Source organism: Legionella nigrisilvae, from assembly GCF_977063395.2.
The window spans coordinates 147,046-162,185 of record NZ_CDRUGZ020000022.1 but is presented as its reverse complement, the minus strand read 5'-3'; the positions used below and the strand labels follow the sequence as shown (position 1 = coordinate 162,185).

Here is a 15,140-nt window from a genome sequence, read left to right as displayed (position 1 = left end):
CTAAAGTTGGGGATTGTGTACGTGGCTAAGTCGATAAATTATTTGGGTAACTGCATCTTGCTTCATTTCACCGATTAAAATACTTTCTTCATCTTTAGAGCCTAAAATTCTGTCATTATTTAATGTAAGTTCTCTAGAAACGCTTATTTTACCAGGAGTATCTATTATTTGACCTGAGCGAGCTTTCAGTACAAATGCTACATTCAAAGTAAGAGTATATTGTCTGGGGTTGGTACTTGCACCAATACTAATAATTTGTTGATGTAAGTCCACCTCGTCAATTATGAGCCAATATTTAGCTTGAGAAGGCTCCGGATTGACATCAATTTTCGAGCTCTCAAGCCGAGATTGCAATATAGAAACAAACTGTTTGTCATTATTTTCAGAAATAATGGCCACATTACTAAGCCAGCTAGGTACATTACTCATGCCACGTAGATGGAAACCACATGCTGAGAGTAACAACACCAGCAGCAAAGGCACTATACCACGTAACGTTGCAAATTGATGTGGTGAATGTCCCGCTGATTGGTTGTGGGGCAGATGCGAGACATTAGACATCTTAGTGCAACTTGATTTCATTAGCTAACAACCAAATTAATTAATTGCCGGTGTGCCACTACAATGGCTTTTTTTACTGTTTTGTCAGCCAGAAAGTCTTTTACATGTTCTTTTGCTGTGTCTATTAATACTTCTTCTGCCGCATCTACACTCGCAGTAAATTGAGCTCGGAGCTTTCCATTAACCTGAACGACGTAATCCACCTCGTCGGTTTTGAGGGCACCTTTATCCACTCTTGGCCAATTGGCATCAATAATTGCTTTTTCAAAACCTAATTGCTGCCATATATGATGTGTAATATGAGGTGTAATAGGAGCCAACAATCGCAACAGAATACTCATACTGGAATGAATAAAAAACTTATCTTCTTCAGTTTCTATGGAGTAACTGGATAGTTCATTAAATAACTTCATACAACCTGAAACGACGGTATTGAATTGATTACGATCATAATCATGAGTTGCTTGGGCGAGTATTTGATGCACAACATGGCGTGATTTTTTTAAACGACTTTCAGCTTGTTGCCAGTTGACATGTCCATTGCCACTTAGGATGATATCATTGACTTCAATAAACATATTTTGATGCTGATAGGCAAAAGTCCAAATTCGTTTTAGAAAACGGTGTGCACCTTCTACAGCAGCATCAGACCATTCCAGAGATTGTTCTGGAGGCGCGGCAAACATAACAAACAATCGTGCTGTATCAGCCCCAAAGGTATTAATTAGATGGTTAGGATCGACGACATTGCCCACGGATTTAGACATTTTATGTCCATCTTTTAAAACCATACCTTGAGTTAACAGGGCTTTAAATGGCTCATCGGAATTGACTAAACCTTCATCTCGCATTAATTTGTGGAAAAAACGTGCATAAAGCAGATGCATTACTGCATGCTCAATACCACCTACATATTGATCTACAGGAGTCCAATATTTCGCCCGGTCATCAAGCATGGCATTTTCCTGGCCTTTACACGCAAAACGAGCATAATACCAAGAAGACTCGACAAACGTATCAAAAGTATCTGTTTCACGAGAAGCATCTTGACCACATTTAGGGCAACTTACATTTACAAATTCAGGACATTGCGCAAGGGGAGAACCTGTGCCAGTAAATGTGACATTTTCTGGTAAGACCACGGGGAGATCTTCATCTGGAACTGGAACAGTACCGCATTGCTCACATAAAATCATGGGTATAGGGGTACCCCAGTATCTTTGTCTTGATACGCCCCAATCACGCAATCTATAATTGATTGTGGCTTTTCCTGTATCATGTTCTTCAAGGAACGTAGTTATGGTTTCCACTGCTTGAGAGGAACTTAATCCATCAAACTGACCTGAATGAATCAATGTACCTTCCCCAGTGTAGGCAGATTGGTTCAGATCATGTTTTGTTCCGTTGGTAGGCTTTATCACTTCTTTTATAGGTAATTGATATTTTTGTGCAAACTCCCAATCTCTTTGATCATGGGCAGGAACGGACATTACAGCCCCAGAGCCATACTGCATAAGTACAAAATTTGCCACCCATATAGGTAATTCTTCGCCTGTTATGGGATGGATAGCAGACATTCCTGTGGCTACCCCTCGTTTCTCCATAGTAGCAAGTTCAGCTTCAGCCATTTTAGTGCCTTGACAGCTGTCAATGAATTCCTTTACTTCCTTACGAGTACTTGCTGCTTCTTTAGCGATAGGGTGATCTGTTGCCACTGCAAGATATGTCGCTCCCATTAAAGTATCAGGACGAGTGGTATAAATTTTTAAGCGCTTTGGATAATTATTGACATTAAAATAAATTTCGGTACCGGTAGAGCGACCTATCCAATTGCGTTGCATTTGTTTCACTTGTGCAGGCCATTCATCTAATGTATCGAGTGAACTCAGGAGTTCATCAGCATAAGCGGTAATTTTAATAAACCATTGAGAAATTTCTTTTCGTTCAACAAGGGCACCAGAGCGCCAACCGCGTCCATCAATAACTTGTTCATTTGCTAAAACGGTTTGATCTACTGGATCCCAATTTACAACGGCGTTCTTCTTGTAAACTAAACCCTTTTCAAATAGGCGAATAAAAAACCATTGCTCCCAACGATAATATTCGGGTGTGCAAGTACAAATTTCACGTCGCCAATCATAGGCATTGCCAAGACGTAAAAACTGCTTTTTCATAGACTCTATATTTTTTCTAGTCCATTCAGCCGGGGGGATTCCGTTTTTGATGGCTGCGTTTTCAGCAGGTAGACCAAATGCATCCCAACCTATCGGTTGCAAGACATTTTTACCCAAAGCACGCTGATAACGAGCAATAACGTCACCAATAGTATAGTTACGAACATGCCCCATGTGCAATGTTCCACTCGGGTAAGGGAACATGGATAAACAATAAAATTTCTCTCTGTTTAAATCTTCTGAAACATTAAATGATTGTTTTTTATGCCAATACTGTTGAGCTTGTTCCTCAACTTCTTGTGGTATATAGGTATTATCCATAGTCCGATTTTTTAAGTGACTCTAAATCGCTAAGGATAACTCCTCTTGTGTCTGCCAGCAATAGATTATTGTTGGAATACGCGACGAAGTTGAATAAATAGTATAAAAATAAGAAAAATTGAGCAAAAAATTAGAGTTGGATACTCATGCCAAATAATCCAAGGAGTGAAACCTTCTGCTGGGAATATATTACTTTCTAAGATACCAGAACTAAATGGAGGGAGACTTTCAACTATATCTCCATTTGAATCAATTACTGACGATAAACCATCGTTATTGACGACTACTTGATATCGGCCGGTAAGTAAAGAAAGTATTTGAGCCATTTGCAATTGTTGATAACTCGCCAATGAATGACCGAACCATCCATTATCGCTTATTGAAACGATCCATTGAGCTTTAGGCATTTGTTCCCGCAAAATATGGGGATACGCAATTTCATAACAAATAAGACTTGCTATTGGATGATTTTCAATGCGAATCAGCGACTGCTTTCTCCTTCCAGGCAACAAATTAGGCTCGGGTAAATTTAGCCAATGATTAATTGCAACAAGCGGTTTGGGAATGTACTCTCCGAAGGGAACGAGTTGACGCTTCAGTTTTTTTCCTTTGGCCAGCCCAAGGGTAATAACTGAATTGTAATAATTTGTTTCACTATCATTTGTTGGTTGTAAAATGCCAACCATAAGTGCGCTTTTCGCTTTCAGCGCTTTGTTGTTTAATTTTTGTAAATATTTATCTAAATAACTTGCTGGGAGTGGTATAGCTGACTCCGGTAAAATAATCAATTGTTTCCCTAAGAGCTTATTAATTGCATCTTCATAATACTTTAATAAATTCCAAAATAATGCTTCATCCCATTTATCACGCATCGATAAATTAGCCTGTACAGCACCAATACTGACTGGTTCTTTACTGACATGCGACCATGTAATGTTTTTGCATAGCATGGGACTGATAATAACTAAGACAATTACGATGAGGTAGGAATAGCGTTTTGGAGAATTTTGTGAAACAGCTAAAGTAAGAAAGGTTGAGAGAAAGATGCACACTAAACTTAGCCCATATATGCCTAAAACAGGTGCGATATATTTAATCGGAGTATCAATGAGGATAGTGCCTACTAATAACCAGGGAAATCCAGTAAATAAAGTAGCACGGCAGTATTCACTCAAACACCATAAGACACAGAATAAAGTTAAGGACAGTAGTTTACGATTGTTGAGTTCAAGTGATTTATATAAATAAGCAACGAGGGCAGGGAATAGCGAAAGATAGGCAATGAATATTAGAGTAACTAAACCTGAGAAGAAATAATTCATTTGTCCATAATCATGAATACTGACTATGACCCAGGAAACTCCGAAACCAAAATAACCTAATCCATAAAAAAAACCTAGGTAAAAGCATTGTTTTATGGAGCAATTCTGGAGACTCGAATAGAGAAATGCCAAACTTAATAAGGTTAATCCTGGGATATGAAAAGGAGCAAAACCAAAAGGCGCAAGCAGGCCTGCTATAAATACAAAGAAGTATTTAACATAGCCAAGACGAATTGAAGAATTTAGTGGAATTGAATTGGCTAAAGCGGTTTGCTTCATGGCTGTTAAAAAATTATAAAATGATAAGATAATTGAGTCCTCTATTCAGGTCAAGAATTAGTGAAATATTTTATAATCCTGTCGCTTTCATAGCCTTGCTCCCTTGCGCTTCACTAAGGTACCATTTATTTTTTCAAAACATAAGTTCCTGGTGCATCACAAATTGGTCTTAAATCTTTTTCCGGATTGCCTAGAGTAGGTGGTTTCTTTTTTGCACCGGAATAATCTGTAAGCCATTTTTCCCAAGCTGGCCACCAAGAATCTTCGAACTGAGGAGCTCGTTCTAACCAAACTTCAGGTGCTAAATGTTTATCTGTTAATTTATGGGTAAGCATTTGATAACTTCGGCCTGTCCCTCCTGGCTCATTAACAATCCCTGTGTTATGTCCTGCATTAGTCAATACAAAGGTAATATCACTATCAGTAAAGTAATGAATTTTGTAAACAGATTTCCAAGGGGCTATATGATCTTTTATTGTGCTTACTGAAAAAATGGGTACTGTAATGTCGGCTAGATTAATACTCTCATCAAGAATTTTAAAACGGCCTTCTACTAGGTCATTATCTAAAAAGAGTTTGCGCAAATACTCGCTATGCATTTTATAGGGCATTCTCGTAGTATCGTAATCCCAGGCCATTAAGTCACTTATTTTCTGTCTTTTACCTAGTAAATAGTCATAAACTACACGAGACCAAATGAGATCTATAGATCGTAACATACTAAATGCTCCAGCCATCTGGGAGCCTTCCAAATAACCTTTCTCCCACATAATATCTTCAATATAAGTGAGTTGGTTTTCGTCAATAAATAATTGCAGCTCGCCTGCATCCTGAAAATCGGTTTGGGCAGCAAACAAACTCATTGTTTTTAAGCGCTTATCATTATTCGCTGCCATCTTTGCGGCAACCATGGTCAATAAAGTTCCCCCGATACAATAACCAACCGTATGAATTTTCTCTTTAGGAATAATTTGATTGATTGTATTTAATGCATCCATTACTCCGCGGAGTGCATAATCAGAAAAATCCAAGTCTCTATCTTTAGAAGTTGGATTATTCCAGGAAATCATAAATACAGTATGACCTTTATCTACTAAAAATTTCACCATAGAGTTATTAGGGGAAAGATCCAAAATGTAATACTTCATGATCCAAGCTGGAATGATTAAGATTGGTTCAGGATATACGGTGGATGTTGTTGGTGCATATTGGATCAGCTCAATTAAACGATTTCTATAAATCACTTTACCAGGAGTTATTGCTACATTCGATCCTACTTTATATTGCTCACTACCTACCGGCGGTTTATTATTAAGGTACCTGATGAGGTCATCATTAAAATTATACCAACCTTTTATGAAATTCATACCTCCTTCGTTCATTGTGGTAGCTATGACTTCAGGATTCATTCCCGGAACATTTGATGGAGCAAAAATGTCCAAAATTTGGCGTGTTACAAAATTAACAATCGCTTCATGGTGCTTGGAAACCCCTCGTAGGTGAGTGGTTGCGTTATCCCACCATTCTTCAGTTAATAAAAACGATTGGCTGTATAGATTAAATGGAAATTGAGACCATAATTCATTTTGGAAACGATGATCGCTTTGGCGGACTTCGACACAAGGCTCGCATTTACCTTGGTTTTGTTGCTGAATGTATAATAACAATTCTCCCAATTTTTTGAGTGCATCTTTGTTTAAATCAGCTCGTTGCGCGGGTGAAAAAAGCAAATAAATTAACCAGTCTGCAAAAGACATAATGAGTGTGCCTGGTGATATCCAATTGCATAATTGACTGATTGTAGCGTGGAATAATTTATCGAAACTTATTCCTTCATAGTCGTCTTTTTCTGATCCGGTTAATAAGGAGTCTATCGATTTTTCGGTTGATTTTGGTGGTTTCTTTTTTGATTTATTCATACCCATCCCTTTGCGAATTTCAAGAATCTTTAATATCGTCCTTTTCAACATTATGCATCAAAAAATGGAATAACTCGATTTTTAAAAATTGTTATTTTGTATGCACATAGTTTAGAGAATACTATTCAATTCCAAAGATTTTGTGTAGGATGATTGCGTTTTATAATGGAGAGGGATTAAATGTATAATGTAATGATTACTGGTGCAGGGAAAATTGGTAGCTTAATCGCTTGTTTATTATCAGAAAGCGGTTCTTACCAGGTCCATTTGGTTGATATTGATTTTAATGGATCCGATGTAAAAAGGCTTTTGGAAGCAGTACCCAAAATTAAAACAGTAGCCTTAGATGTTCAAGACCAACAGTCCACGCAAGCATATATGGAAAAAAATAGTATCGTGGCTGTTATTTCAAGTCTTCCATATTTTTTAAATACTTATGTTGCGGAAGCAGCAAAAGCAGCAAAAGCGCATTATTTTGATCTTACAGAAGATACCGCAGTCACTGAAGCTGTAAAAGCAATCGCGCTTGACGCAGAAACTGCTTTCGTTCCTCAATGTGGATTAGCTCCAGGGTTTATCAGCATCGCTGCAAATAGTCTCATGCAGGAGTTTGAAGAGTGTCATCATGTAAAATTACGTGTAGGAGCTCTTCCACAAAATGCAAACAATGCACTTCAATATTCATTAACTTGGTCCACTGATGGAGTCATCAATGAATATGGCAATCCCTGTTATGCAATTAAATATGGAAAAGCGGTAACCTTGGCACCTTTAGAAGGATTAGAAACCATTCAAATCGATGGATGCGAGTATGAAGCCTTTAATACCTCTGGTGGACTCGGCAGTTTGGCAGAGATGCACGCGGGTAAAGTACAAACCATGAATTATAAAACAATGCGTTATCCTGGCCATTGCTCAAAGATGCGTTTATTGATGAATGATTTGCGCTTAAACCAAGATAGACCTACGCTAAAGCGTATTCTAGAAAATGCAATTCCTAAGACATACCAAGATCTAGTCATTGTATATGTTTCTGTGGAGGGCATGAAACAAGGTGAACTTACAGAAAAAAATTATGTGAAGAAGATTTACCCTGAAGAAATTTGTGGCTTGGAGTGGTCTGCAATTCAAATAAGTACCGCTTCTGGTGTTTGTTCAGTAGTTGATTTAGTGCTCGGACAAGAAAATGAATATAAAGGGTTAGTGTTGCAAGAAAAATTCCATTTGTCTGCTGTGCTGGAAAATCGTTTTGGTCGCTATTACGCATAACTAAGAATATTATAGTGATGTGTCCCCGGGTCTGTTTCATTGTACCCGGGTTACTACGGAGATAATTAATGGATATATTAAAACGCTTGAAAATTCATGCTGTTAATCCTGGAGCCTATAGTGGTCAAGGTTGGCAAAGTGGAATTCATGAGCACAAGTTAATCTCTAATAATCCAGCAAATGGTGAGAAGCTTGCAGAAATAGCAACCTGCACTATGAGTGATTACGAAGAGATAATGACTCGTGCTCAATATGCTGCTCATGAATGGAGAAAAGTCCCTGCTCCTAAAAGAGGGGAAATCATCAGGCAGATTGGGCAAGCATTGCGCGAACATAAAGATGCGCTAGGTAGTTTAGTTTCCTTGGAAATGGGTAAATCCAAGCAAGAAGGAGACGGTGAAGTTCAGGAAATGATTGATATAGCTGATTTCGCAGTAGGTCAATCCCGAATGTTATATGGTAATACCATGCATTCCGAGCGTCCACAACATAGAATGTATGAGCAGTGGCACCCCTATGGTATTGTGGGTGTTATTTCCGCTTTTAACTTCCCTGTTGCAGTTTGGTCTTGGAATGCTTTTCTTGCGGCCATCTGTGGGAATGTGACATTGTGGAAACCCTCAGCAAAGACTCCGTTATGTGCTGTAGCTGTTCAGCATATTTGCAATGATGTATTAAAGGCTAATGGTTGTCCGGAAATATTCAGTTTGGTTATTCCTGAGAGCCACGATGTGGTTGAAGAAATGGTGAATGACAAACGAATACCACTAATTTCTTTTACTGGTTCCACAGCAGTTGGAAAAGAGGTCGCTGCCAAGGTTGCTGCCCGATTGGGTAAGACAATTCTAGAATTAGGCGGTAATAACGCAATTATTCTCGATGAGTCAGCTGATTTACATTTAGCAATCCCAGCTATTGTATTTGGTGCTGTTGGTACTGCGGGTCAACGATGTACCTCTACTCGACGTTTATTTGTCCATCATTCTAAATACGATTATGTTATTGAGCGTTTACGTTTTGCTTACGAGCAAATAACAATTGGTGATCCTTTAGATAAGAAAAATTTAATGGGGCCACTGATTGATAAGCAAGCTGTTGAGCAATTTAATCGGGCAATAGCTCGTATTAAAGAGGCTGGTGGCCGTATTATTTTTGGTGGTGAGCCAGCCCATGGCCCGGGCTTCTTTGTTGAACCGACTTTAGTCTGTGATGTAAAAAATCATTGGGAAATTGTTCAAGAGGAAACATTTGCTCCGATTTTATACGTTATGTCTTTTCAGACAATTGATGAAGCAATTGCTTTACAAAATCATGTTCCTCAAGGATTGTCTTCTGCGCTCTTTACTCAAGATTTAAAAAACGCAGAACACTTTTTAAGTGCTTGGGGAAGTGATTGCGGTATCGCTAATATTAATATTGGTACTTCAGGTGCTGAAATTGGTGGAGCATTTGGTGGGGAAAAAGAAACAGGTGGCGGGCGTGAGTCTGGTTCTGATTCTTGGAAGGCGTATATGCGTCGACAGACCAATACTATAAATTGGGGAAATGAATTACCGTTAGCTCAAGGTATTCGATTTGATTTGTCTTGATTTAAGTAGCAAATGTAGCCTGGGTGAAGCGAAGCATGACCCAGGTAATTCTATGTTCCATGAACCCGGGTTATGCTTCGCTTCACCCAGGCTACTTTAACGAGGAAAAAAGAATGCAGGGATCTTTTTTTATAAAAAAAGTCGCAGTTCTGGGATCTGGTGTAATGGGTGCACAAATTGCAGCGCACTGTGTTAACGCTGGTATAGAAACGCTACTCTATGATTTGGCATCTAAAGAAGGAGATGCGAATGCGTTGATTGATAAAGCAATCGCTAATTTAGGGAAACTAAAACCCGCTCCACTTGCTACACCCCAAACCGCAACATTGTTGCAAGCGCGAAATTATGAGCAACATCTTGCTGATTTATCCTCTTGTGATTTAGTTATTGAGGCAATTGCTGAACGCTTGGACTGGAAGGAAGACTTATACAAGCGTATTTCTCCATTCTTAACTAAAGATGCAATTTTAGTGAGTAATACCTCCGGTTTGAGTATTAATGCTCTTTGTTCTGTTTTACCCGAAGTACATAGAGCCAATTTTTGTGGCGTCCATTTTTTTAATCCTCCTCGTTATATGCATCTTGCTGAACTTATTCCTGCAAAAACGACCAATAAAGAATTAGTGGATAATCTGGAGACTTGGCTAACTCGTTATTTAGGTAAAGGAGTTGTGCGTGCCAAAGACACACCAAATTTTATTGGAAACCGCATTGGGGTATTTTCTCTCTTAACAACATTGCATCATGCTTTTGCCATGGATATGGGATTGGATGAAGTCGATGCATTAACAGGCCCTTTGCTAGGAAGACCAAAATCTGCCACTTTTCGTACTATGGATGTGGTGGGTCTCGATACCATGCAGCATGTAATCCATACAATGCAGCAACAGTTACAAGATGATCCTTGGCATCACAGTTTTAAATTACCTGAATGGCTCCTTAACCTAATAAAGGAGGGGCATTTAGGACAAAAAACAGGCCAAGGCATTTATAGAAAAAATGGTAAGCTTATTGAGGTATATGATGTTAAGTCAGCACATTATCGTCCAGCTCAACCGGTCGTGAGTGATGAGTTAAAAACGATTATGGGTAATCCTGATCCTGCTGTGCGCATGCAAAATCTGATGACTTCAAAAAACAAGCAAGCACAATTTTTAACTGCTTGTTTTAGGGATTTATTTCACTACTGTGCCTATCATCTCGAGGAAATTGCAGAAAATGTCAGAGACGTTGATTTGGCAATTCGTTGGGGCTTTGGTTGGATACAAGGGCCATTTGAAACATGGCAACTCGCTAATTTTGCAACAATGACACAGTACATTAATGAAGCAATAAAAGAAAAATCATCTCTTAGTACGGCTCCTCTACCTGGATGGCTTTTTGAAATCGATGCCTTTTATACTGAAAAAGGTGCTTATTCTCCTCACATGAATGAATACCAACCTCGACGTCAATTGCCCGTTTATAAACGTCAATTTTTTACTGACCGGGTCATCAAGGAATCCGTTCACCCTACACCTGTGATTTATGAAAATGAGGGTGTTCGTTTGTGGCATTTACAAGATGATGTAGCGGTAGTGAATTTTAAAAGCAAAGCGAATACGGTTGGACAATCCGTTCTTGATGGGTTGGAGGCTGCTGTAGAAACTGCAGAGAAACAATGTCGTGGACTAATTATTTATCAACACGATGCGACTAATTTCTGTTCTGGTGCTGATTTGCGGGGTGTCCTTAATTTAATTAAGGAAAACAAAATGCAGGCTTTAGACGAGATGATCGCTCAATTTCAACGTGTTGCTTTACGCTTAAAATACAGTGCGATTCCCACTGTTGCCGCAGTAAGAGGGCGTGCTCTTGGGGGTGGGTGTGAGTTGATGATGCATTGTGATGCCGTAGCTGCAGCATTTGAATCCTATCCTGGTCTGGTTGAATTTGGTGTTGGGGTAATACCTGCAGGGGGTGGATGTAAAGAGATGGCAATACGTGCTGCCCACCTCGCTCCAAAAGGGGAATTAATGACAGTAATTCAAAATTACTATCAACAAATTGCTACGGCGCAAGTTGCAGGTTCCGCGGCTGATGCAATGCAAATGGGATATTTGCGAAGTACTGATAGCTACGTGATGAATGCTGACGAAGTACTCTATGTTGCTCTAGCTAAGATTAATTGTATGCATGCAGAAAATTACCAATCTCCTTTAAAGAAACAGTTTCCAATTGCTGGTATTGAAGGTAAGGCACGATTGCAAGCAGGTTTGGTTAATTGGTTAGAAGGCGGATTTATTTCTCAGCATGATTATTTCATTGCTACGGAGTTAGCAACTGTACTCTGCGGTGGCAACCTCAATCAAAATACGTTGGTGGACGAGAATTGGATGCTTAAGTTAGAGCGAGAAGCATTTATAACGCTTGCTGCAACACCATTAACCCAAGCACGGATTAGTCATTTACTAGAAACTGGCAAGCCGTTACGCAACTAAGGGAGAATTGAAATGACTAATGTATATATCGTTGATGCATTACGTACTCCAGTAGGTAAAGCACCCCGTGGTGTATTTAAAAATACATTACCAGATGATTTATTGGCTCACGTAATGAGAGATTTAATGAAACGCAATCCCTCTGTGGATCATCAAAAGATTGGGGATGTTGTAATAGGGTGTGCTATGCCTGAGGCTGAACAAGGTATGAACGTGGCTCGTATCGCGTCATTACTGGCTGATTTACCGCAATCTGTTCCTGCGATGACAATTAATCGCTTTTGCTCTTCAGGGGTACAAAGTATTGCCACAGTTGCAGAGTCTATACGGAGTGGGGATATGCACCTGGCCCTTGGTGGTGGCGTTGAAAGCATGTCTATGGTGCCTTTAGGCGGCAATAAATATACAGCAAATCCGGTTATCTTCAATAATGAAGATGTTGCAATAGCATATGGGATGGGCATTACAGCGGAAAATGTTGCAAAACGCTGGCAAATTACTCGTGAGCAACAGGATGAATTTGCTGCTGAAAGTCATAAGAAAGCGGTTGCTGCACAGCAACGTGGCGACTTTAAAGCAGAGATCAGTCCCGTAGAAATTACCATACGACAGGCGGATTTAGGAAATGGTACAGCAATAGTAAAGAAGAGATGGGTCAATGACGATGAAGGACCACGAGCTGATACTTCTTATGAAGTCATTTCTAAATTGAAACCGGTTTTTGCCGCAAAAGGAACAGTTACTGCAGGAAACAGCTCCCAAACTAGTGATGGGGCCGGCATTGCTCTTTTAGCTAGCGAACAGGCTTTGCATCAATATGATTTAAAGCCCATGGGACGATTACTGAGTTATGCTGTAGCGGGTGTTCCTCCTGAAATTATGGGAATAGGTCCTATCGAAGCGATTCCTATTGCTTTAAAACGAGCTGGTATTACTTTAGATCAACTGGATTGGATAGAGCTCAATGAGGCGTTTGCCGCTCAAGCTTTGGCAGTAATTAAAGAACTTGATCTACCTCGAACCAAGGTGAATCCTTTAGGAGGAGCTATTGCATTAGGTCATCCTTTAGGTGCCACAGGTGCAATAAGAACGGCTACTTTATTGCATGGATTAAGAAGAACTAAAGGACGATATGGAATGGTAACCATGTGTATCGGAACAGGCATGGGGGCTGCGGCAATATTTGAAGCTTTATAGCCTCTGAGTATTGTAGTCTGGGTAAAGGAGCAAGCCGAAGGTTCATTTAGTCATCCCGAATACAACCCGGGAGCTCCACGCTGTAAGATGATGAGAGAGCCCTCGTTCAACTCGTGAAGACGGGCTTGCTGCTTCACCTAGGCTAAAATTTGCATACCATCTTAAATGAGTGCAATGCAAAAACCCGAGTAACGGTTTATCGTGACTCAGGCCACTGTGATGGAAAAGAGTTTAATAAGGTACTATTTAATTTTTATCGCGGAATATAATGCGGCCTTTAGTTAAGTCGTAGGGAGTTAATTCGACCTTAACTTTATCGCCAGTTAAAATTCTTATGTAATTTTTACGCATACGACCCGAAATGTGGGCAGTGATAACATGTCCATTTTCTAATTCAACACGAAACATAGTGTTGGGTAAGGTATCAATAACCGTACCAGCCATTTCTATATGATCTTCTTTTGCCATAGGACTCTCAGTGATGTACCAAAGTTTATTATGTGTGATTATATACTTACAGCGTGTATACTGCACTAAAATGAGGAAAATGGCAATCAAAGCCCAGCAAAATTTAACTATTTATCACTTCATAGACGGCTTAAGACCTCACTCTGAGGGGAACTCATATCAAGATAAATTAAGCTTGCTTACTTTATTGCTGCGTTAAGGGTGTTATTAACTATAAATACATCACCTACGTAATTAACATAGTGTCTTTCTTTGCTGGCTTCCTCCCGACTGGGTCTAATAAGCCCATGCAGGCTAAACTCGTTTTTTTGTAATTCAGAACATAGTGCTTTAATCAATTCAGGCGGACAATTTTGTTCAAATAATTGTTTTGCTGTATTTACAAAGCTCTGTATTTCCGCATCGAATTTTGCCTTATCGTGTGCATATCTTGTCTTTACCTCAAGTGTCTCTGTGAATGCAGGTTCTTTGGGAGGTTTAGGTACTGTTTTCCAGCCATCATGGGTTAAGCCAAATCGAAGATCTTTTACCATTTCATGTTCTTGAGAGTAGTATGAAACTGTTATTAATCCCCCTGAATTATCCCTTATTAAAAAAACAGCCTTAGTTTCTTTTTTGGTAGCACCATGATGTTCCAAAATATCATGTAATTTATTACTGCTAAGCGGTCGAAAAATAACAGGAATTTTAGATTCTGGTTCATTACTTTGTTTTGACTTCATAGGTCAATACTCCGAAGTTCTTTAATAAAACAAATGATCAATTATTGAAGCCATAACGAGATGAAATGGTAATAGTCTGTCTATATGGTATAATAATAGTACAATGTTCTTGCTATTTGAAATATTCAGTGCTTTCCCAGGGACCTTTTTTTGTAAGATGTTCTAAAGATTTATAAAGCATATGAAGAAATTCTCTTCGATCAATAATTTTGGCACCTAAACTTTGCAAATGCTTCGTTGGAATCTGGCAATCAATAAAATCATAGTTCCAATCGCTCATCGTTTTGCATAGATAGTAAAAGGCAATTTTTGAGGTATCTGTCATTTTATGGAACATGGATTCCCCAAAAAAAGCATGACCTAAACTGAGTCCATATAAGCCCCCGACCAGTTTGTTTTCATACCATATTTCAAAGGAATGGGCATAACCCATGATGTGTAATTGAGTATAGGCTTCCATCATTTCCGTAGTTATCCAAGTATTATTGATTCGATCAACACATGAAGCACATTCTGAGATCACTTGTTTAAATGCAGTATCTATGGTGAATTTGAACGGTTTTTTTAATGATTTTTGCAAACTACGAGATAATTTAAATTCAGTAGGAATCAATATGAGTCTTGGATTTGGAGACCACCAGAGAATAGGTGTTCCGGGTTCATACCAGGGAAAAATTCCTTGTCTATAAGCTTGAAGGATACGTTGTGGTGATAAATCACCCCCAATGAATAATAAGCCTTGATCATCACTTGTTTCCGGATTTGGAAACAAGTGGATTTCATCATAATTCAACGCAAACTCCTCAATTAACAGGAAATTTATCCTTATAAATCTTTTT

11 protein-coding genes are annotated in these 15,140 nt (G+C 39.1%); 4 read left to right on the top strand and 7 right to left on the bottom strand.

The window, feature by feature from the left end; all coding sequences use genetic code 11:
- The 4 genes from ACWTE2_RS13885 to ACWTE2_RS13870 all read right to left on the bottom strand — a co-directional run bounded on the left by ACWTE2_RS13885 (position 1) and on the right by ACWTE2_RS13870 (position 6,576).
- A complete protein-coding gene (locus tag ACWTE2_RS13885; RefSeq protein ID WP_483099550.1) occupies positions 1–561 on the bottom strand; it encodes an LPS-assembly lipoprotein LptE in 561 nt (186 codons plus the stop codon).
- Positions 562–581: 20 nt separating this feature from the next.
- Positions 582–3,056: a leucine--tRNA ligase gene (gene leuS / locus ACWTE2_RS13880; protein ID WP_454785811.1), complete on the bottom strand. Its 2,475-nt coding sequence runs from the start codon at positions 3,054–3,056 to the stop codon at positions 582–584.
- Positions 3,057–3,121: 65 nt separating this feature from the next.
- The gene (gene lnt, locus ACWTE2_RS13875) at positions 3,122–4,657 is read right to left on the bottom strand and encodes an apolipoprotein N-acyltransferase (protein ID WP_454785810.1); all 1,536 of its coding nucleotides are present in this window, start codon (positions 4,655–4,657) and stop codon (positions 3,122–3,124) included.
- A gap of 125 nt (positions 4,658–4,782) precedes the next feature.
- Positions 4,783–6,576 carry a PHA/PHB synthase family protein gene (locus tag ACWTE2_RS13870; RefSeq protein ID WP_454785809.1) on the bottom strand — a complete coding sequence of 598 codons (1,794 nt, stop codon included), beginning with the start codon at positions 6,574–6,576 and terminating at the stop codon, positions 4,783–4,785.
- A gap of 180 nt (positions 6,577–6,756) precedes the next feature.
- Between ACWTE2_RS13870 and ACWTE2_RS13865 the strand changes: the two genes are divergently transcribed.
- The 4 genes from ACWTE2_RS13865 (at position 6,757) to ACWTE2_RS13850 (ending at position 13,111) form a co-directional block, all read left to right on the top strand.
- Positions 6,757–7,845 (top strand): saccharopine dehydrogenase family protein, encoded by a 1,089-nt coding sequence (locus ACWTE2_RS13865; protein WP_182393366.1) that lies wholly within the window; start codon positions 6,757–6,759, stop codon positions 7,843–7,845.
- Positions 7,846–7,913: 68 nt separating this feature from the next.
- Entirely contained in the window at positions 7,914–9,434 is a 1,521-nt protein-coding gene (amaB, locus tag ACWTE2_RS13860; RefSeq protein ID WP_182393368.1) for an L-piperidine-6-carboxylate dehydrogenase, read from the top strand.
- Positions 9,435–9,547: 113 nt separating this feature from the next.
- Positions 9,548–11,914 (top strand): 3-hydroxyacyl-CoA dehydrogenase/enoyl-CoA hydratase family protein, encoded by a 2,367-nt coding sequence (locus ACWTE2_RS13855; protein ID WP_454785988.1) that lies wholly within the window; start codon positions 9,548–9,550, stop codon positions 11,912–11,914.
- A 12-nt stretch (positions 11,915–11,926) separates the two neighbouring features.
- Positions 11,927–13,111 (top strand): acetyl-CoA C-acyltransferase, encoded by a 1,185-nt coding sequence (locus ACWTE2_RS13850; protein ID WP_454785808.1) that lies wholly within the window; start codon positions 11,927–11,929, stop codon positions 13,109–13,111.
- 246 nt (positions 13,112–13,357) lie between these two features.
- Here ACWTE2_RS13850 and infA read toward each other — a convergent pair whose 3' ends face one another.
- From infA to aat, 3 genes are all read right to left on the bottom strand, one after another.
- Complete coding sequence (gene infA / locus ACWTE2_RS13845) at positions 13,358–13,579, bottom strand: translation initiation factor IF-1 (protein WP_019233117.1); 222 nt, start codon at positions 13,577–13,579, stop codon at positions 13,358–13,360.
- 179 nt (positions 13,580–13,758) lie between these two features.
- On the bottom strand, positions 13,759–14,301 hold the full coding sequence (locus ACWTE2_RS13840) for a hypothetical protein (RefSeq protein WP_454785807.1): 543 nt from the start codon (positions 14,299–14,301) through the stop codon (positions 13,759–13,761).
- Positions 14,302–14,413: 112 nt separating this feature from the next.
- The gene (aat, locus tag ACWTE2_RS13835; protein WP_182393375.1) at positions 14,414–15,094 is read right to left on the bottom strand and encodes a leucyl/phenylalanyl-tRNA--protein transferase; all 681 of its coding nucleotides are present in this window, start codon (positions 15,092–15,094) and stop codon (positions 14,414–14,416) included.
- Between the last annotated feature and the right edge of the window lie 46 nt (positions 15,095–15,140).

What these genes read in the sequence shown, in the direction of transcription:
- ACWTE2_RS13885 (WP_483099550.1), bottom strand. Translation starts at nt 561, where the DNA reads ATGTCTAATGTCTCGCATCTGCCCCACAACCAATCAGCGGGACATTCA.
- leuS (WP_454785811.1), bottom strand. Translation starts at nt 3,056, where the DNA reads ATGGATAATACCTATATACCACAAGAAGTTGAGGAACAAGCTCAACAG.
- lnt (WP_454785810.1), bottom strand. Translation starts at nt 4,657, where the DNA reads ATGAAGCAAACCGCTTTAGCCAATTCAATTCCACTAAATTCTTCAATT.
- ACWTE2_RS13870 (WP_454785809.1), bottom strand. Translation starts at nt 6,576, where the DNA reads ATGAATAAATCAAAAAAGAAACCACCAAAATCAACCGAAAAATCGATA.
- ACWTE2_RS13865 (WP_182393366.1), top strand. Translation starts at nt 6,757, where the DNA reads ATGTATAATGTAATGATTACTGGTGCAGGGAAAATTGGTAGCTTAATC.
- amaB (WP_182393368.1), top strand. Translation starts at nt 7,914, where the DNA reads ATGGATATATTAAAACGCTTGAAAATTCATGCTGTTAATCCTGGAGCC.
- ACWTE2_RS13855 (WP_454785988.1), top strand. Translation starts at nt 9,548, where the DNA reads ATGCAGGGATCTTTTTTTATAAAAAAAGTCGCAGTTCTGGGATCTGGT.
- ACWTE2_RS13850 (WP_454785808.1), top strand. Translation starts at nt 11,927, where the DNA reads ATGACTAATGTATATATCGTTGATGCATTACGTACTCCAGTAGGTAAA.
- infA (WP_019233117.1), bottom strand. Translation starts at nt 13,579, where the DNA reads ATGGCAAAAGAAGATCATATAGAAATGGCTGGTACGGTTATTGATACC.
- ACWTE2_RS13840 (WP_454785807.1), bottom strand. Translation starts at nt 14,301, where the DNA reads ATGAAGTCAAAACAAAGTAATGAACCAGAATCTAAAATTCCTGTTATT.